At 74.5% G+C, this 18,743-nt stretch carries 13 protein-coding genes; all 13 read right to left on the bottom strand.

Annotated elements, in window-relative coordinates; all coding sequences use genetic code 11:
- Positions 1-11: 11 nt before the first annotated feature.
- The 13 genes from rplU to AB0J24_RS07575 all read right to left on the bottom strand — a co-directional run bounded on the left by rplU (position 12) and on the right by AB0J24_RS07575 (position 18,472).
- On the bottom strand, positions 12-317 hold the full coding sequence (gene rplU / locus AB0J24_RS07635) for a 50S ribosomal protein L21 (protein ID WP_344020532.1): 306 nt from the start codon (positions 315-317) through the stop codon (positions 12-14).
- Positions 318-491: 174 nt separating this feature from the next.
- Positions 492-4,121 carry a translation initiation factor IF-2 N-terminal domain-containing protein gene (locus AB0J24_RS07630; RefSeq protein ID WP_358677010.1) on the bottom strand — a complete coding sequence of 1,210 codons (3,630 nt, stop codon included), beginning with the start codon at positions 4,119-4,121 and terminating at the stop codon, positions 492-494.
- Between the two features lie 169 nt (positions 4,122-4,290).
- Positions 4,291-5,109 carry a TIGR03936 family radical SAM-associated protein gene (locus tag AB0J24_RS07625; protein WP_358677007.1) on the bottom strand — a complete coding sequence of 273 codons (819 nt, stop codon included), beginning with the start codon at positions 5,107-5,109 and terminating at the stop codon, positions 4,291-4,293.
- Positions 5,097-7,424 (bottom strand): hypothetical protein, encoded by a 2,328-nt coding sequence (locus AB0J24_RS07620; protein WP_358677004.1) that lies wholly within the window; start codon positions 7,422-7,424, stop codon positions 5,097-5,099. The genes AB0J24_RS07625 and AB0J24_RS07620 overlap by 13 nt, the downstream gene beginning before the upstream one ends.
- Positions 7,421-9,127 (bottom strand): ABC transporter ATP-binding protein, encoded by a 1,707-nt coding sequence (locus AB0J24_RS07615; RefSeq protein WP_358677001.1) that lies wholly within the window; start codon positions 9,125-9,127, stop codon positions 7,421-7,423. Before AB0J24_RS07615 ends, AB0J24_RS07620 begins: the two co-directional genes overlap by 4 nt.
- Positions 9,124-10,314: a glycosyltransferase family 4 protein gene (locus AB0J24_RS07610; RefSeq protein ID WP_358676998.1), complete on the bottom strand. Its 1,191-nt coding sequence runs from the start codon at positions 10,312-10,314 to the stop codon at positions 9,124-9,126. The genes AB0J24_RS07615 and AB0J24_RS07610 overlap by 4 nt, the downstream gene beginning before the upstream one ends.
- Complete coding sequence (locus AB0J24_RS07605) at positions 10,311-11,534, bottom strand: glycosyltransferase (RefSeq protein WP_358676996.1); 1,224 nt, start codon at positions 11,532-11,534, stop codon at positions 10,311-10,313. The genes AB0J24_RS07610 and AB0J24_RS07605 overlap by 4 nt, the downstream gene beginning before the upstream one ends.
- 28 nt (positions 11,535-11,562) lie before the next feature.
- Positions 11,563-12,714: a glycosyltransferase gene (locus AB0J24_RS07600; RefSeq protein ID WP_358676993.1), complete on the bottom strand. Its 1,152-nt coding sequence runs from the start codon at positions 12,712-12,714 to the stop codon at positions 11,563-11,565.
- 507 nt (positions 12,715-13,221) lie between these two features.
- Positions 13,222-13,638: a hypothetical protein gene (locus AB0J24_RS07595; protein WP_358676990.1), complete on the bottom strand. Its 417-nt coding sequence runs from the start codon at positions 13,636-13,638 to the stop codon at positions 13,222-13,224.
- A gap of 56 nt (positions 13,639-13,694) precedes the next feature.
- Positions 13,695-14,357 (bottom strand): response regulator transcription factor, encoded by a 663-nt coding sequence (locus AB0J24_RS07590; protein ID WP_358676987.1) that lies wholly within the window; start codon positions 14,355-14,357, stop codon positions 13,695-13,697.
- Positions 14,342-15,862 (bottom strand): HAMP domain-containing sensor histidine kinase, encoded by a 1,521-nt coding sequence (locus tag AB0J24_RS07585; RefSeq protein ID WP_358676984.1) that lies wholly within the window; start codon positions 15,860-15,862, stop codon positions 14,342-14,344. Before AB0J24_RS07585 ends, AB0J24_RS07590 begins: the two co-directional genes overlap by 16 nt.
- Positions 15,863-15,912: 50 nt before the next feature.
- The gene (locus AB0J24_RS07580) at positions 15,913-16,482 is read right to left on the bottom strand and encodes a GNAT family N-acetyltransferase (protein ID WP_358676981.1); all 570 of its coding nucleotides are present in this window, start codon (positions 16,480-16,482) and stop codon (positions 15,913-15,915) included.
- Positions 16,475-18,472: a TIGR03960 family B12-binding radical SAM protein gene (locus AB0J24_RS07575; protein ID WP_358676978.1), complete on the bottom strand. Its 1,998-nt coding sequence runs from the start codon at positions 18,470-18,472 to the stop codon at positions 16,475-16,477. The genes AB0J24_RS07580 and AB0J24_RS07575 overlap by 8 nt, the downstream gene beginning before the upstream one ends.
- Positions 18,473-18,743 lie beyond the last annotated feature (271 nt).

The raw sequence follows: 18,743 nt of genomic DNA, 5'->3' as shown, positions 1-18,743 counted from the left end.
ACGCAGGCTCCTTACTTGCCGATCGCGGTGACCTGGACCTTCGTCAGGGGCTGACGGTGGCCCTGACGCTTGTGGTACCCGGTCTTGTTCTTGAACTTGTGGATCCGGATCTTGGGACCCTTGGTGTGCTCGACGACCGTGGCGGTCACCGCAGAGGTGAGGCCCGACACGTCCGTGGTCACCTGGTCGCCGTCGACGAGCAGCACGGCGGGCAGGCTGATCTCCGCGCCGGGCTCACCGTCGAGCTTCTCGACGGTGACCACGTCGTCGACGGCCACCTTGTACTGCTTTCCGCCGGTCTTGACGATCGCGTACATCGCTGACGCACGACTCCTGAAATTCGGGGGCGCTTGCTTGCGCTCGGTCTTCACAGCTCGCGCCGAACCCGGCGCGCACGCCACTGGACTGTGTCGATCCCGGCCAGGAGGCCCGGACACAGAGGCGTGGCTTCTGTCGGTCAAGGGTACGCGACCCCGGCGTCGGGGCCGCACTCACCCCCCGTCCTGCGGCGGGCCAGCGGGACGGGAGGCCGCCCGGCGCCCGCGGCGCGGGCGGGACACCACCGCGGGAGACTCCGTCCGGCCGGGGACGGCAGGTGCGGCGGGACCGCCCTGCGGTCCCGCCGAGTCGGTGCCCGGGACGGGAGCCGAGATGACGACCGGCTCCACGGATGCGGTGGGCGCACCGGCCGTCCGGACGACCCGGCGACGCCGCGGGGCGGGCGTGGTCGGGGACGTGCCGTCGACCGCGGGCCCGGTGGCGGGGGCCGGTGCCTCGGCCGCCGTCTCCGGACCTGCCGGGGCCTGCTGGGGCGCGGCCGTCGGCTCCCCCGCGGGAGCGGTCGTCGCCGCAGCGGCCGGGGAGGGGGTGTCGGGCGTGCCGGCCCTCGCTGCTGGACTCCCCCCGACGGAGGGCGCTCCCGCCGAGCGGGTCGCGGCGCGGCGCCGCCCGGAGGGGGTCCGACCGGACCTCGGCGCCGTGCCGGTCAGCTCGTCGACCGGTGCGGCGACGGCCGCGTCGTCCGGGTCCGACGACGGCGCAGGCGCGGGCGCCGGGTCGGTCACCGCCGCGGGCGGCGAATCCGACACCGCCGCGGGCGGCGAATCCGACCCAGCCGCAGGCGACGAATCCGACACCACCGCAGGCGGCGAATCCCACGCAGCCGCAGGCGACGAATCCGACACCGCCGCAGGCGGCGAATCCGACCCAGCCGCGGACGGTGAATCCGACACCACCGCAGGCGCCGAGTCCGGCACCTCCGCCGCAGGCTTCGGGTCGGTCACCACCACGGGCGCCGGATCGGTCTCTGTCGCGGCGCCGGCCGGCCTCCGGGCAGCGGTGTCGTCGGGGTTCTCGTCGCTGCGCGCGACGAGTCCGGCGGCGACCGCCGCCACCCCCGCGGCCGCGGAGCCGGTGTCGACGGCGCGGTCACCGTTGTCGTGCTGGTCCGAGCCGTTCCGCTCGGACCCGGTGCGACCGGCTGCGGCCTCCTGAGTCTCGTCCGCCTGCCCGGGCTCACCGTTGCCGCCCCGGCGGCGGCGACGGCGCCCGCCGCCGTCCTCACCACCCGCGTGCGGGGCGTGCGAACCGTTGCTGCCGTGCGAGCCGTTGCCGCCGGGCCCGCGGCCGTTGCCGTGCTGGTGCTCGACCAGGTCGGTCGACACGATCACGCCCCGGCCACGGCAGTGCTCACACGGGGTGGAGAAGTGCTCGAGCAACCCACCGCCGACCCGCTTGCGGGTCATCTGGACGAGCCCGAGCGAGGTCACCTCCGCCACCTGGTGGCGGGTGCGGTCGCGGGCCAGGCACTCGGTCAGCCGGCGCAGGACCAGGTCCCGGTTGGCCTCGAGCACCATGTCGATGAAGTCGACGACGATGATCCCGCCGATGTCGCGGAGCCGGAGCTGACGGACGATCTCCTCGGCCGCCTCCAGGTTGTTCCGGGTGACGGTCTCCTCGAGGTTGCCCCCGGAACCGGTGAACTTGCCGGTGTTGACGTCGATGACGGTCATCGCCTCGGTCCGGTCGATCACCAGCGTGCCGCCGGAGGGCAGCCAGACCTTGCGGTCCAGGGCCTTGAGCAGCTGCTCGTCGATCCGGTGCTCGGTGAACACGTCGGTCGGGCCGGTGTGCCGGTGCATGCGTTCCGCCAGCTCGGGCGCGACGTGCCGGACGTACCCGGACACGGTCTCCCAGGCGTCGTCGCCGGAGATGATCAGCTTCGAGAAGTCCTCGTTGAACTGGTCGCGGACGACCTTGACCAGCATGTCCGGCTCCTCGTAGAGGAGCGTGGGCGCCTTGGGTGCGCCCTTGCCGGTCCGCTCGGACTTCTCCTTGACGACCTCCCACTGCGCCTGCAGCCTGCGCACGTCGCGCTCGAGCGCCTCGTGCGACACACCCTCCGACGCCGTCCGGATGATCACGCCGGCCTCGGCGGGAACGATCTCCTTCAGCATGTCCTTGAGCCGCTTGCGCTCGGTGTCGGGGAGCTTGCGGGAGATCCCGGCGGCACCGCCGGCGGGCACGTAGACCAGGAAGCGACCGGCCAGCGAGATCTGTGTGGTCAACCGGGCGCCCTTGTGGCCGACCGGGTCCTTCGTCACCTGGACGAGCACCTGGTCACCGGAGGACAGTGCCTGCTCGATCTTGCGGGCCTTGCCGTTGAGGCCCGCTGCGTCCCAGTTGACCTCGCCGGCGTAGAGCACCGCGTTGCGGCCACGACCGATGTCGACGAACGCGGCCTCCATCGAGGGCAACACGTTCTGCACGCGGCCGAGGTAGATGTTGCCGACCATTCCGGCGCCGGTCGAACCGCCACCGGCGATGAAGTGCTCGACGAGGACGCCGTCCTCCAGCACCCCGATCTCGGTCCGGTCCCCGAGCTGCCGGATGACCATCTGCCGGTCGACCGACTCGCGGCGGGCCAGGAACTCGGCCTCGGACAGGATCGGCGGGCGGCGACGCCCGGCGTCACGACCGTCCCGGCGGCGCTGGCGCTTGGCCTCGAGGCGGGTGGAACCGCGGACGCTCTGCACGCCGTCGTCGGCGGCCGACGATCCACCGGACTGCTCCGGCCGGGCCTCACGGACCTTCGTCACGGTGTTGGGCGGGTCGTCCTCGGACCGGTCCTCGACGACGTCCGATCCGCCACGGCGGCGGCGCCTGCGCCGACGCCGGGAGCCCGACGGCTGGTCGTCGCCCGCGTCCCCTCCGTCGGGGCCGTCGCTGGACTGCCCGGCGTCGTCGGTGTCGTCGGTGGCGGTGGCGTCGATGGCGGCGGCGTCGGTGTCACCGGCCCCGTCGTCGTCGGACTCGCCGTCGGTGTCGTTCTCGCCCAGGTCGTCGCCGCCCCTGCCGCGGCCACGGCCACGGCGGCCGCGGCGGCGCCTGCGGCGGGCGCCCTCGTCGTCATCGTCGTCGTCGGCGCCCGGCTCGGACCCGGGGTCGGGCTCGCCGGCCGCGTCACCGGCCGCCGGGGACTCCTGCTCGTCGGGGGCGCGCTCGTCCTCGCGCCTGGCCTTGCGGCCCCGGCGCTTCCTGCCGCCGGCCTCGTCGGGACCCGAGCCGGATTCCGGCTCGGCGGGAGCGGCGGGGGCCGGGGCCGGCGTGGTGGGGGCCTGGAACATCGGCATCGCGAACACCGGTGCGAGCGGGGCCGCGGGCCGATCGGTGCGCTCGCCGAGCCGCCCGGCGGCCGCTGCCCCCTCCGACAGCTCGGAGGTGCCGGGGGCATCGGGATCCGCGGGGTCCGCGTGATCCGTGGGGATGTCGGGGACCGTCGGACCCGGCTCGGCCGCGGTCTCCGGCTCCGCCTCGGACGTCGCGGCGTCCGCCGGTGCCTCGGTGGCGCCGGTGGTCCCCGGGGCACCCGTGATCCCAGCCGGTGCGGGGGCCAGTGCGGCGAGGACCTGCTCGGCCGTCGCACGGGTGATGCTGGACTGGGCGCTGCGGATCTCGTGGCCCAGCCCGGTCAGGACGGCCACCACGTCCCGGCTGGCCCTGCCGAGCAGCTTGGCCAGTGCATGAACCCGCATCTTGTCCGGCAGGTCCTGGACGGGGTTGGGCTCCGACACACCGGAGGGCCCGCCGGTGCCACCGGCGGGCGCGTCGTTCACGGACATTCAGCTCCTTCGCCCCCGGGCGCCTCACGTCGGAGGCGGCCGCGCAGGGACCTTGCGCGTACTCGTTCCGCAGCTCGCGCGGGTGCGCGGTGCGGCACATCTGGTGTCGCTGCCCCGGGTCTCCGGGGTCGTTGCTCGACGACGTGCCGGCAGGTCCTCGCCGCCCGTGTCAGGACGTTCCGGGCCGACCCCGGGTCACCGGTGCCGATCCGAGCGGATCCACCAGGTCACCCCCGTCGTCGAGCAGGCCCTGCGCCATCCGGGTGGCCGTCACCGGAACCGGAGGTGTCAGATCTGCGACAACGTTGAGCGCACCCAGCACGTCATCGGGTCGAACGGTCGGTGTCGTCTGCCGTACGACCGCCGTCAGTATCGCACAGCCGGCCGTCGGATCCGGGGAAGCCGCCGGATCGGCCGGAGCATGATCCGCCACGTCACCGCTCACCTGCGGTTCGACGGCCAGCGACACGAGCGCCGCCCGTACGTCGACCTCCTTACGTCCGGACGGAGTGACCCGGGTCACGATCACCGAGTCCTGCTCCAGGAACGCCGTCACCGCGCGGACGACCTCGGCGTGCGACACGCCGCGCACCTCGAGCCGCCACCGGGCCGCGTCGATCCGGTCGGCGAGGGCCGGCGGCTCCGCGACCGCAGCCGCCAGCACGTCCAGTCCCTCGGGAAGCGCCCGGTCCAGCGCTTCGCGCAGCAGCTCCGGATCGACCTCGCGGGTCAGGCCCATCTCGACGTACTCGGCCTCGCTGGCCGCACCGGTCGGTGCGGCGCCGACCCAGGACAGTCGCGGGTGCGGGCTGAACCCGTGCGAGTGCGACACCGGGACACCGGCACGCCGCACCGCCCGCTCGAAGCTGCGGGCGATGTCGCGGTGCGACAGGAAGCGCAACCGGCCCCGCTTGGCGAAGCGAAGGCGGACCCGCTGCACCGTCGGAGGTGCCGGGTTCGCCGCTGCTCCGGCCTTCACACGCGCCATGGCGGGGAGTCTAGGAGCACCGGGGCGGCGCGATCGACACGGTGACCGGGCGGGCCGGCGGTCGCGGCCGTCACCGGCCCGGAGGCGTCCGGGGACGGGCCCGGGCCACCCCGGGGGCGGGCAACCGCGGGCAGCACCGTCGACACAGCTGCGGGCAGCACCGTCGACACGGCTGCGGGCAGCACCGTCGAGACGGCCGCGACCAGGCGACCGGTCAGCCGGGGTGGCTCGGGCCGGAAGCGGTGCACCGCCGCCACCCGGAGCAGCGACGCCGCCAGATGGACCGCGAGCGCGCGTCCGTCCGGGCGGTCCACCGGCACCGGCCGGAACGGGTCCGGGAACCCCAGCGCCGCGGCACACCGTCGCGCGGTGGTCGTGTCGGTGTGTCCCTGCTCCACGCGCAGGCGCAGGTGCGCGAGCAGGTTCGCGTCGTCGAGCGCCGGGTCCGCGGCGCACAGCGTGTCCAGATCGAGCAGCCCGACGCGCCCGTCGCCGAGCGAGATCACCTGCTTGTCGTGCAGGTCCCGGTGGGTCGGCACCCGCGGACGCGGGCCGAGGGAGACCAGCGCCGCCGCCACCCTCCGCGCCGGGGCGGTCAGGTCGCTCCCGGTGAACCGGTCCGCGTCGGCGCACCAGCGGAGCAGCACGGCGGCCTCGTCGTCGGCGCCGTGCACGGGCAGGCCCGCCGGGTCCGCGCCGTGCAGCGCCGAGCACGCCCCGGCGAGAGCCTCGCAGGCGGTGACGGCACCCTCCCGGTCCCGGGCCAGCAGCTCGTGCAGGGTGGGCCCGGGCAGCGGGTGGAGCCGGACGACGTCGGCATCGGCCGTCCCGCAGATCCGGGGCAGCACCGGCGCGCCGGGGCGGCCCGCGAGGAGGCGGGCTGCGGTGGCCAGGCCGTCCCGGACCCGGTGGGCCCGTCCCGGCCGGACGATCTTCAGGTAGTGCCCGTCGGCGGTGCGCAGCACCGCCCGGCGGCCGGGCCGGTGCCCCACCAGGGTCGTGCCGGGCGCGGCCAGGGCCCCGGCCAGCGTCGGCAGCCGAGGATCGGCGCCGTCGAGGATGCGGACGCCGTCCGGTCGCGGGCCGGCGCCGTCCCCCCACGGCACGATCGCGGCGAGCAGCCGACCGTCGACTCCGAGCGCCTCGACCGCCACGGCCGGTCCACCGTCGTCCGGGTCCCGGTGCGGCCACCCTCTGACCGGACGCGCACCCCCGGGGAGCTGCACGAACGCGGGCACGGCGGGTTCCCCGGCCGGACCGCCGCGCCCGACCCCCGCCCGGGGGGCCGACCGTGCCCGGCCGGCGGATGCAGGAGCCGGCCGGGCACCCACCTCGTCCGCGGCGCGGAGCAACGTCCGGGTGCGCTCGGCCCAGTCTGGGCGCAGGCGCCGGAACGGCTCGGGCAGTCGCAACAGCAGCGCCGCGAGCGACAGCACCGGTTCGGGCCTCCGCCCGGGCCAGTCGAGCCCGCCGCCGCAGGCCAGCGCCGCTGCGCTCCACTGGGCCGCGTCCCAGCCCACGGGACCGACAGCCGCCCGGTCGAGGTCGAGCAGCATCACCCCCTCGGTGGTGACGACGGTCTGGTCGGCCGAGAGATCACCGTGCAGCAGGGCGGTCCCGGTGGGCCAGGGGGCGCCGTGCAGCAGTCCGAGCAGCCGTGCGCACCGGGCCCGCTCCGCCGGGAGCACCCGCAGCACCGACGTCACCGCTGCCCGGGCCGCCCGCCGCACCGACCCGGCGTCGAGGGCGGGGAGCCCGGCCGGAGGCGAGGTGTCGTGCAGCGCGGCGACGGCGGCGAGCACGGCCGCGGCGTCGCCGGGCCCCGGGGTGCGGCCGTCGACCCATGCAGTGCGGACCTCGCGTCCGCGGACCCGTGCGGGTGGCAGATGTGCGCGCAGGCCGGGTGGTGGGTCGGTGAGCAGACCGCGGACCCCCTCGGCCGGTGCGACGGCATAGCGCTTGCTCACGACTCCCTCCGCGGTCCGGACGACGATCCGGCGGGCCGGGTTGTAGGCCAGCACGTCGCCCGCCGGTACCCGACGCAACCGCGGGTCCGACGACGCGGGCAGCACCACCGGCCCGGCCGGGTCGAGCACGGCGCCGGGACGGGTGGCGAGCCGTTCGGTGTCGGCCGGGTCGGCGAAGGTCGCGGCGAGCAGCCCGCGCCCACCGGCGACCAGCCCCAACCGGGCGTTGACCCCCGGTTTCCAGCGCAGCCGCGCCTGGACCGGCCCCTCGAGGTGGCGGGCCGCGAGCGGGCCGAGCAGCTCGGCGAACCCGGGGAGCCCGGCATCGTCGGGGAGCGGCGTCGTCACCGTCGCACCAGCTCCTCGATCCGGCCGTCGACGATCCGGACCACCCGGTCACATCCGGCGATCAGCTCCTCGTGGTGGGCGATGACGAGCACGGTCCGGCCGGCCGTCAGACGGTCCAGCGCGGTGAGCACGGCCCGCCGGGACGCGGCGTCGAGACCGGAGGTGGGTTCGTCGAGCAGCACGACGGGTGCGTCCCGCAGGATCGCGCGGGCGATCGCGATCCGCTGTCGCTGCCCGCCCGAGAGCGAGTCGCCGCGCTCGGCCAGAACCGTGTGATAGCCCAGTGGCAGCGCGCGGACGAAGTCGTCGGCGTCGGCTGCGACGGCGGCTGCCACCACCTGGGCGTCGCTCGCACCGGGCCGCGCCATCCGGATGTTCTCCAGCACGGTCCCGCCGAACAGCACCGACTCCTGCAGGACGACCGCGAACGCCGAACGCACCGACGCCACCGTCAGGTCGGTGAGATCGTGGCCGTCGAGCCGGACGGTGCCCGACTGTGGATCGAGCAGCCGCAACAGCAGGGCGACCAGCGTCGACTTCCCGGACCCGCTCGGGCCGGTCACCGCCACCCGCTCCCCCGGCCGGACGTGCAGCGACGCTCCGCGCAGCACCGGGGGCCCGTCGCCGTACCCGGCGGTGACCTCGTCGAGCCGCAGGTCGCCGACCGGCCGGCGCAGCGGGCGCGTCCACGAGCGGTCCCGCACGTCGGGCTCGGCCTCGAGCAACTCGGCGATCCGTTCGCCGGAGGCCGCGGCCCGGCTGATCCGCCCGGTGTACTTGGCGAGGTTGCGCATCGGTTTGAAGACGCTCTTGAGGTAGCTGACGAACACCACGAGTTCGCCGAGGGAGAGGGCGCCGCCGCTGACCCGGACGGTCCCGACGAGCAGCACCACCGCGGTCGCGGCGCCGATCAGCAGGTCGGTGCGTCGTTCCAGGCCCGCGGCGAGCCGCTGCGCCCGCACCCCCGTCGTGAGGCTGGCGCTGCTGCTGGCCGCGAACCGCCGCCACAGCGGCTCCTCCATCCGGTAGGCCTGCACGACACGGACCGCGCCGAGCGACTCCCCCACCAGCCCGGCGACGTGACCCTCCGCCCGGCGCGAGGACCGTGCCGCCGCCGTTACCGCGCTGCCCGAGCGGCGCGCGGCGAGCAGGAACAGCGGGACCACGACGAGGACGACGAGTGCGAGCAGCGGATCGAGCACGAGCATCACCACGGTCATGCCGACGAAGGTGACGACGCTGGCCAGCAGCGGCAGGCCCGCGGTGACCGCGACCTCCTGCAGCCTGGTCACGTCGGCGGTGAGCCGGGACAGCAGGTCCCCGGTGGGGATCGTCTGGTGGTAGCGCAGCGACTGGGCGAGCACGTGCCGGTAGGCGGCCGACCGCAGGGCCACGGTGACCCGGGAGCCGACGGTCGCGAAGCAGAGCGTCGCCGCGTACGAGGCGCACGCCCGCAGCGCCGACGCGGCCAGCACCCCGGCGGCGGCGATCAGCGCCAGCGTGGGGATGCCGAACGTCCGCTCCAGCGGCCGTCCGTCCAGCGCCGTGGGCAGCACGTCGTCGATCACGATCTTCAGCGGCCACGGTTCGGCGAGGGTGGCGAGGACCTCGACGAGGACCGCGAGCATGCCCAGCGCGACCAGAACGGTGTGGTTGCGCAGCAGCGGCAGCAGGTGACGCAGGGTGCGTCGCAGCGGGCTCACGCGGCACGTCCGCCGGGCAGCAGGGCGAGCGTCGCGTCGACGGTGGCCCGCCACGACATGCGGTCCCGGGCGGCCCGCAGACCGGCGGCGGCGAGCCGGGCACGCAGCGCGGGATCGGTGCCGAGCCGGTGCAGTGCGGTGGCGGTACCGATCAGATCGCCGGGCTCGACCAGCAGCGCCTCCTCGCCGTCGCGGACCAGGGTGGGCAGGTCGGCGATCGCGCTCGCGACGGTCGGCAGTCCCGCCGCCAGGTACTCGGCCACCTTCAACGGGGAGAAGTAGTGCTCACCGGCCGGGTAGGGCGCGGCCGCGGCGTCGGCGCGGTGCAGCAGCGCCGGGACCTCGTCCGGCCGGACCCGGCCGGTCGCCCGCACCGGCACCCCTGCGGCCCGCGCCCGGTCGAGGGTCGCGGCCAGCTCGGGGCCGTCACCGATCAGCAGCAGCCGCAACGGTGCACCGAGCGCACGGGCGAGGGCGAGCGCGTCGACCAGCAGGCCGGTGCCGTGCCACGGCCGGAACGTGCCGGCGAACGCGACGGTGCAGTCGGCGGGTTCGGCCACCCGGTCGGTGCCGGTGTCGTCCGGGCGGGTGCGCCCGGGCGGCCGGAACCGCTCGACGTCGACGCCGTTGGGTATCACCGGGACGTCCCTGCCGTGCGGGTCGAGGGCGGCGGCCCAGCGCGCGACCGGCCCGGTGACACCGAACGGTGCCTCGGCGGCCGCGAGGGCCCGCCGGGTGTGGGCCAGCGCGTCCTGCGGGGCGGTCAACCCGCGATGCCGGGCCTGTTCCTCCACCAGCGGCGCGTTGATCTCCAGGACGGTGCGGGCCCCGGCGGCGGTGGCGGCCTCCATCGGGGCGGCGCTCCACAGCGCATAGCGCTGGTAGACGAGCTCGACGTCCCCGGTGGCGCACAGCGCGGCGACGCGGTGCGCAGCGACGCAGTCGGTCGCACGCTGCGCGGCCTCCCGCGCGGCGAGATCATCACCAGTGGGGCACGACAGCGGGTGCACGACGACGCGTCCGAGACCGGCCGGGGCGGGGCCACCCGGCCTGCCGGTCACCAGGTGCACGGTCCGGTAGCGTCCGGCGAGCTCGCGCAGCACCTCCTGGACGTGCACCGAGCAGCCCTTGGAGCCGAACGCGGGCACCCCGGGGTCGGTCACGACGTACACGGCGTCACCGGTCACGCCGGCACCTCGTTTATCGCACCGGTCACGCCGACCGGGTGCGGCCGGGTCGCCGGGGCCCGGGTGCCGACCAGCCGGGCCAGCGCCGCGGCCTGGTCCCGACGGTCGAACCGCTGCTCGACCCGACGGCGCGCGGCCCGGGCGAGCCGCACCCGCCGCTGCGGGTCGTCGAGCAGCGAGCCCAGCGCGTCGGCCAGTGCCACCGGGTCGCGTTCGGCGACCAGCAACCCGGTCCGGTCGTGCTCGACGGCCTCCGGGATCCCGGTGACCGGAGTCGACACGCACGGTGTGCCGAGTGCCATCGCCTCCACCAGCACGGTGGGCAGGCCGTCCCGGTCACCGTCCGCGGCGTGCACGCAGGGCGCGGCGAACACGCTCGCCGCCGCGACCGTCGCGGCGACGATCTCGGCCGGGCACGGACCGTGGAAGGTGACGAGATCGTCGAGGCCGAGCTGGGCGACCTGTCTGCGGACGGCGTCCTCCAGCGGCCCGGCGCCCACGACGTCCAGCGGCGCCGGACGGCCGCGCTCCCGCAGCAGGGCGACCGCGTCGACCAGGTCGGGCAACCCCTTCTTCTCCACCAGCCTGCCGACGAAGGCGATCCGCCCGTTGCGTGCCCGCGGCTCGCTGAACCGGACGGCCGCCGGGTCGATGCCGTTGTGGACCCGGTGCACGCGGGCGGCAGCGGCGCCGAAGGTGCGCCGCAGCCAGCGGGCGTTGAAGTCGCTGACCGTGACCACGTGATGAGCGTCGGCGAGCAACCGGCGGAGCACCTCGCGGTCGACGTCGTCGTGGAAGATGTCCTTCGCGTGCGCGGTGAACGAGTACGGGACCCCGGTCAGCCGGCTCGCGAGCCGGGCGGTCACCGCCGCCGAGGTGGCGAAGTGCGCGTGCAGGTGGGTGATGCCCGTCTCGCGGACCCAGCGGGCGACACCGAGGACCTGCGCCGCGTGGTCGGCGGGCAGCGCGACGAGATCGGCCAGTACCGCCGGCAGCGCGGGCAGGTCGGCGACGGCGCCGCGCAGCACCTCCCAGTGGGCCTCCCGGCCCGACGGCCGCGGTATCCAGGACACCGGTGCCCGGACGGCGGCGACGCTGGCGTGGAAACAGGGGTCACCGGCCGGGTGCAGGGCGGCGATCGCGACCGACTCCCCGGCCGCCTCACGGGCCAGGATCTCCTGCACGACGAAGGTCTCCGACAGCCGGGGGTACCGTTTCACGACGTACCCGATCCGATGCCCGGCCCGGTCAGGCCGCACGGCGCTGCTCCCGGACGAGCCGGTGCGCCCAGGCCGGGACGCGGGCCGAGCCACCGAGATCGATATCGGTGCGTGGGGTACGGAGGGTGCTCGCCCGGTCCAGCCAGTCGCCGAGGAGCCCGGGGGTGAGATCGTCGGGGTGGACGTCGTCGACGGCACCGTGTTCGGAGAGGCGGCGCGCCCGCATCCGCTGTTCGGACCGGGGTGCCGTGCGCGGGACGACCAGCGCCGGGGTGTCGGTGGCGAGGATCTCGACGACGGTGTTGTAGCCACCCATCCCGACGACCGCACATGCCCCCGGGAGCCAGGCGGCCGGGTCCGGGCAGAAGTCGACGACATGCAGCCCGGGCGTCGCGTGCAGGGCGGCACGGGCCGGGGCGGGCAGGTACGGCCCGGCGACGACGACGCCCGCCGTCCCGGCGGGTCGCGGTGCCGCCGCGAACGTGGTCGCGAGCTCCGCGCCGTCCTGCCCCCCACCGAGCAGGCACAGCACGTGTGGTCCGGGCACCGGTGGCGCCACCGCACCCGCTTCCCGTGGTGCCGCGAGGTATCCGGCATGCCGGACCATGCGACGCACCGACGGTGGCAGCGCCAGGTCCTCGACCGGGTCGGCGATGCGCGGATCGCCGTAGACCCAGACCTCGTCGTAGTGCTCGCGCAGGGCTTCGGTGGTGCGGCCGCGACGCCACTCGGCGGCCGCGGCGGCAGGCCCGTCGAGGATGTCGCGCAGGCCCAGCACCAGCCGGGTCCCGATGGTGTGCAGTCCGGCCAGCGCCGGTTCGAGCTCACCGGCGAAACCGCGCGCGACCTTGTCGACGACGAGCAGGTCCGGAGCGAACGCGGTCAGCCCGGCGGCGAGCACCTGGCTGCGCAACCGGATGACGTCGGCGAGCGGGAGGGCCCAGCGACCGGAGCGGTAGGACCCGTCGGCGTCCTTGGCCACCGAGGGGAGGACCAGCAGGTCGACGCCGTCGGGCAGCGGGAACCGGCCGGCCTCGGCCGCACCGGAGATCAGCAGGATCTGCGGTGATCGAAGGCCCGACCGGAGCGCCGCGGCGAGAACCAGATTGCGCCGGAGGTGACCCAGCCCCATCGTGTCGTGGCCGTAGAGCGCGATCCGCGCGGGCCGTCGTTCGTCCATGGTGACCAGCGTCGGACCGGAAGATGAAGCCGGGCTGAGCGGTCGGTGAGGGCCTTTTCATCTACGGACCTCGTCCACGGACCGTCAGCTGCGGACCCTCGTTCACGGACGGCCGGTTCCGGCCGACCGGTTCCGGCATCCTCCGGGCGCCCGTCGGTCGGGCCCGTCGTCGCTGAGCCCTGGTCGGTCGTTCCTCACCACCGGCATCAGTCGTTCGCCACCACCGGCGTCCGTCGGTCACCGCGGCGCGTCGCTCACCGGCGTCCGTCGTCAGCTCTCGTCCGTCAGGCGTCGTTCGTCAGGCGTCGTCGTCAGCTCTCGTCCGTCAGGCGTCGTCCGCCAGGCGTCGTCCGCCAGGCGTCGTTCGCCAGCTCTCGTCCGTCAGCTCTCGTCCGTCAGCCGTCGTCCGTCAGCCGTCGTCCGCCGACCCTCGTCCGCCAGCTCTCGTTCGTCGGCCCTCGTCCGCCAGCCGTTGTTCGTCAGCCGTCGTTCGTCAGCCGTCGTCCGTCAGTCATCGTCATCGGAGTCGTCGTCATCCGAGTCGAAGTCGTCATCGTCATCGAAGTCGTCGTCACCATCGAAGTCGTCATCCGAGTCGTCGTCGTCATCGAAGTCGTCGTCCGAGTCGTCGGCTGGGTCGTCGGCTGGGTCGTCGTCCGAGTCGTCGTCGGGGCCGGGGTCGCCCGGTTCCCCGGGGCCCGGGCCCGGAGCGGCGGGCGGCGGGGCAGCGGGCCCCGCCGCAGTGTCACCGGTACCGGCGGCAGGATCGGGCGGGGCCACCTGCGGCCCGACGACCTGCAGTCGGGCATCCGCGGTGTCGGACCACGAGACGGCGTAACCGCAGGTCGCGACGCTCACCAGAACCGGGAAGGCCACGACGACGACCGCGAGCGCGCGTCGGCGCGCGGTCGAGGAATCGGTCACCAGGACATCATGGGGCACCCGCAGGCCGGTCGGATGAATGCTGCATGAGGAAGTTCTCATCCACAGCGGTAACCGACCCCGCGGACCGTGCTGATCCGGTCGGCGCCGATCTTGCGGCGCAGCTGCCGGACGTACACGTCGACGACGTTGGATCCGGGATCGAAGTCGAACCCCCACACCCGGTCGAGGATCTGCTCGCGGGACAGCACCTGCCCCGGGTGCCGCATCATCAGCTCCAGCAGGGCGAACTCCCGCGCCGACAGGTCGACCTCGCGGTCACCGACGGCGGCCCGGCGGGTGCGCAGGTCCAGTGAGAGCCCGTCGACGGCGAGTACCGAGGCGTCGCCCTGGGCACCGGCGGAGGACCGCAGCCGCAGCCGCACCCTGGCCAGCAGCTCCTCGAACCGGAACGGTTTCGTCATGTAGTCGTCGGCACCGCCCTCCAGCCCGGCGACGGTGTCCCGCACGCCGTCCCGCGCGGTGAGGATGACGATCGGGATCGGGTTGCGGGCCTCGCGCAGATGACGCAGCACGGCGTAACCGTCGTATCCGGGCAGCCCGAGGTCGAGGACCAGCAGCGCGTAGCGGCCGGACATGGCGTAGGCGACCGCCTCCCGCCCGTCGCGCACCACGGTGGTGTGGAAGTGGTGCGCGCGCAGCCCCTTCCCGACGAAGCGGGCGATGTGCTCCTCGTCCTCGGCGATCAGGATGTGGTCCACGTGTCGGCCCCCTCCGGTGCGACCACGGTCGCGGGCACGCGGATGGTGAAGGTCGATCCGTGTCCCGGTGACGACTCCAGCTCCACATGACCGCCGTGTGCCTCGGCGATCGCGGTCACGATCGCCAGCCCCAGGCCGGCCCCGGTGTGTTCGCCGCGGCTGCCGCCGGACGCCGCTCCCCGGGAGAACCGGCCGAAGATCGCCTCGGCGTCCTCGGGGGTGATGCCGCTCCCGGTGTCGGTGACCCGGAACGCGACCCCCGTGGCCGACGTGGTGACCCCCAGCGAGATCCGGTCGCCCGGCCCGGTGTGCTGGACCGCGTTCTGGGCGAGCTGCACCAGGGCCTGGGTGATCCGCTGCGGGTCGATGTCGGCCTCGCCCTCGGGCAGCGCGTCGATCCGCCAGACCCGGTCGCCGAGCCGCTGCAGCTTGGCCGCCACGTCGGTCGTCAGCTCCAGCAGGTCGGTCCGCTCGCGCACCACGAAGTCGGGTTGCTCCGCCTTCGCGAGCAGCAGCAGGTCCTCGACGATCCGGCTCATCCGGTCCAGCTCGCCGTTGCACAATCGGACGACCTCGGCGCGCTCGGCCGGGTCGTCGTCCTCCAGGAACTCCAGGTTCCCGCGGACGATCGTGATGGGCGTGCGCAGCTCGTGGCTGGCGTCGTCGAGGAACTCCCGCTGGGTCCGGAACGCGCTGTCGAGCCGGTCGAGCATGGCGTTGAACTGGGCGGCCAGGGCCGCGATGTCGTCGTGCCCGGCGACCTCGATCCGCCGGGTCAGATCCTCGTGGGTGATCCGCGCCGCAGCCCGCCGGATCTCGTTGACCGGGCGCAGGATCTGCCCCGCCACCACCCACGAGGCGAACGCCGCGAGCGCCAGCCCGGCCCCGCTGACCACCAGCACCGTCCGGGTCACCGCGTCCGCCCGCTCCCAGAACGGCGCCAGCTCGGCGATCACGAGGAACGTCGCCACCGGCTCGTCACCGGCCCCCAGGACCCGCACCGACGACCACATCACCGGCCCGCCCGGCAGGTCGAGCCGCCCGGCGTCCTGCCCGGTGGCCAGGATCGGGTCGAGGCGGGCCGTCCGGTCCTGCGCCGTCATCGGCCGCTCCGGCTGGGTGAGCGTCCGCCCGTCCGCGGTGATCGCGAGCATCACCTCGCCCCGGTCGGCGTGCTGGCGACGCAGGTGCCCGTCGAGCAGTTGCACCGCGTCGACGGTGGGCTCGCCGGTGATCGGGTCACGGCCGGAGTCGGCGACCCGCAGGAACTCCGTGGTCTCCTGCTCCAGGCCGTCGCGAGCCCGTTCCAGCGCGTCGGCCTGCATCAGGTTGCGCACCGCGAGCCCGACGCTGAACTGCACGATGACCAGGAGCAGCAGGAACCAGCCCACGATCCGCAGGCGTGCAGGCACGACGAGGCGACGCGTCGTCGGTGCGGACGTCACGGCGGGCCGCCGGTCGCGGGTGGAGGCGCGCGTGACCCGCCGGGTGTCCGTGCTGGTCATGACGGGTGGAACGGTACCGGCCGGACGAACCCGTCAGGGTGAGGAAATCTTCATCCCCGGGGATCGAGGACCAGCAGTCCCTCGCCGGCGGGCCGGAACCCGGCCCGCCGGTAGAACGACGCGCTGCCCGCGGTCGGGGCCAGCATGAGCCGCCGGTGGCCCCGGTCGCGGGAGTGCGCGACGACCGCCGTCAGCAGCGCCCGTGCCACCCCTGCCTCGGTGAAGGCCCGCAGCACGAAGGCGTTGCCGAGCTGCCCGGTCCGGGCGCCGCGGGAGCCGGGCCGTGGCATCTGCACGGTCTCCAGCAGGTTGATCGACCCGATCGGGGTGAAACCGGCGCGTTCACTGCCGGCCTCGGCGATCCAGAACGCCCGGCGTGGCTGCTCCACCCGCCACCAGGCGGCGAACGCCTCCTCGAACCCGGGATCGGCGACCGGGCGGCCGGCCCGCTCCTCCAGCCACTGCCGCCGCAGCCGGGCGAGCGCGGTGACGTCGCGTTCGTCGGCGACCCGCACCCGCAGCTGCCGACCGCCGTACTCCCATTCCGAACCACCGGGGCCCGCCGCGTCCGGGCCGGGGACGGAGGACAGCCCGTTCGCCGCTCCGGCCGTCTCAGCCACCCGATCCCCGCCGAGCCCCGGCACCGGGCGCGTCCCCCGCCGGGTCGGCCGCGGGCGACACCGTCGGGTTCACGACGGTCAACGGCAACAGCGTGGTCCCGCTCGGGCCCACCTCGATGTCGGTGCCCGTCGACGGGCAGACACCGCAGTCGAAGCACGGCGTCCAGCGGCAGTCGTCCTGCTCGCGGCCCTCCAGCGCCTCCTGCCAGTCCTCCCAGAGCCAGTCCCGTTCCAGCCCGGAGTCCAGGTGGTCCCAGGGCAGGATCTCCTCCCGCCCCCGCTCGCGGGTGGTGAACCAGTCCAGGTCGACGCCCAGCGGCTCCAGCGCCGCCGCCGCGCAGTCGAGCCAGCGCCGGTAGGAGAAGTGCTCGGACCACCCGTCGAAGCGGCCGCCGTCGCGCCAGACCCGCTCGATCACCGCGCCGACCCGGCGGTCGCCCCGGGCGAGGAGCCCCTCGATCAGCGACGGCTCCCCGTCGTGGTAGCGCATCCCGACGTTGCGCTTGGTGCTGCGGTCGGCGTTCACCGCCTCGCGCAGCTTGCGCAGCCGGGCGTCGACGACCTCGGGACTGGTCTGGGGCGCCCACTGGAACGGTGTGTGCGGCTTCGGGACGAACCCGCCGATCGAGATCGTGCACCGGACGTCGTTGCGGCCCGACGCCTTGCGGCCCGCAGCGATCACCCGCTGCGCCATCCCGGCGATCTCCAGGACGTCGTCGTCGGTCTCGGTGGGCAGCCCGCACATGAAGTACAGCTTCACCTGCCGCCATCCCTGGGCGAACGCCTCCGAGCAGGTCCGGATCAGGTCCTCCTCGGAGACCATCTTGTTGATCACCCGGCGGATCCGCTCGGAACCGCCTTCCGGGGCGAAGGTGAGACCGGACCGGCGGCCGTTGCGCGAGATCTCGTTCGCCAGGTCGATGTTGAACGCGTCCACCCGGGTGGAGGGCAGCGACAGCGAGGTGTTGGTGCCCTCGTAGCGATCGGCCAGGCCCTTGGTCACCTCGGCGATCTCGGAGTGGTCGGCGCTCGACAGCGACAGCAGGCCGACCTCGTCGAACCCGGACGCGCGCACGGCGGCGTCGACCATCTCGCCGATCCCCTGCAGGGAGCGCTCCCGCACCGGCCGGGTGATCATCCCGGCCTGGCAGAAGCGGCAACCGCGGGTGCAGCCGCGGAAGATCTCGACCGAGGCCCGCTCGTGCACCGTCTCGGCGAGCGGCACGAGCGGGCGCTTCGGGTACGGCCACTGGTCCAGCTCGACGGTGGTGCGCTTCTGGACGGTGGCCGGGACGCGCTCGTCGACCGGGGTGACCGAGGCGATCGCTCCGTCGTCGCCGTAACGGACCTCGTAGAGCGAGGGCACGTAGCAGCCCGGGGTCCCGGCGAGCCGCAACAGCAGCTCGCGCCGGCCACCGGGGCGGCCATCGGCCTTCCAGTCCCGCACGACGTCGGTGATGTCGCCGACCACCTCCTCACCGTCACCGAGGGCGGCGACGTCGATGAAGTCGGCCACCGGCTCCGGGTTGAACGCGGCGTGACCGCCCGCGACGACGACCGGGTGGGTCTCGTCCCGCTCGGTCGCGTGCAGCGGCATGCCGGCGAGATCGAGGGTGGTCAGCAGGTTCGTGTAGCCCAGCTCGGTGGAGAACGACACACCGAGCAGATCGAAGTCACCGACCGGATGGTGCGCGTCGACGGTGAACGCCGGCACACCGGACGAGCGCATCAGCTCCTCGAGGTCCGACCAGACCGCGTAGCAGCGCTCGGCGAGCGCGTCCTCCCGCTCGTTGAGCACCTCGTAGAGGATCTGCACGCCTTGGTTGGGCAGACCGACCTCGTAGGCGTCCGGGTACAGCAGCGCCCACCGGACCGGGACCGAGTCCCACGGCTTGACCTGCGAGTTCCCCTCACCGCCGACATACTGCACCGGCTTCGAGACTCGGGGCAGGATCGACTCGAGGGCGGGGAAGACGGAGGTGGGTGCCACGCTGCACCAGGGTAGCCCCGTCCGAACGGGACGACCCGGCGGGGCGGCGGCCGGCCGGCCGGTGCGTTCACCACACGTTCCCCGACATCGTCTGCAGCGCGGAGCGGGTCACGTCGTCGGCGGGCAGGAAGGTCTCCAGCGCCAGCTCGGCGAGGGTGACGTCGTGCGGGGCACCCCTTCGACGAGACCGACCCGGCCGCCCGTAAGACCCTGGTCACCGAGCTGTTCACGCCGGACTGCCGATACGTCGACCCGCTCGCCGACGTCACCG

The organism is Pseudonocardia sp. NPDC049635 (genome assembly GCF_040659795.1).
GTDB lineage: Bacteria > Actinomycetota > Actinomycetes > Mycobacteriales > Pseudonocardiaceae > Pseudonocardia.
This window is presented reverse-complemented; position numbering and strand designations above follow the sequence as displayed.

Coding starts and splice junctions, on each gene's coding strand:
- rplU (WP_344020532.1), bottom strand. CDS start 317: ATGTACGCGATCGTCAAGACCGGCGGAAAGCAGTACAAGGTGGCCGTC.
- AB0J24_RS07630 (WP_358677010.1), bottom strand. CDS start 4,121: ATGTCCGTGAACGACGCGCCCGCCGGTGGCACCGGCGGGCCCTCCGGT.
- AB0J24_RS07625 (WP_358677007.1), bottom strand. CDS start 5,109: ATGGCGCGTGTGAAGGCCGGAGCAGCGGCGAACCCGGCACCTCCGACG.
- AB0J24_RS07600 (WP_358676993.1), bottom strand. CDS start 12,714: ATGGACGAACGACGGCCCGCGCGGATCGCGCTCTACGGCCACGACACG.
- AB0J24_RS07585 (WP_358676984.1), bottom strand. CDS start 15,862: ATGACCAGCACGGACACCCGGCGGGTCACGCGCGCCTCCACCCGCGAC.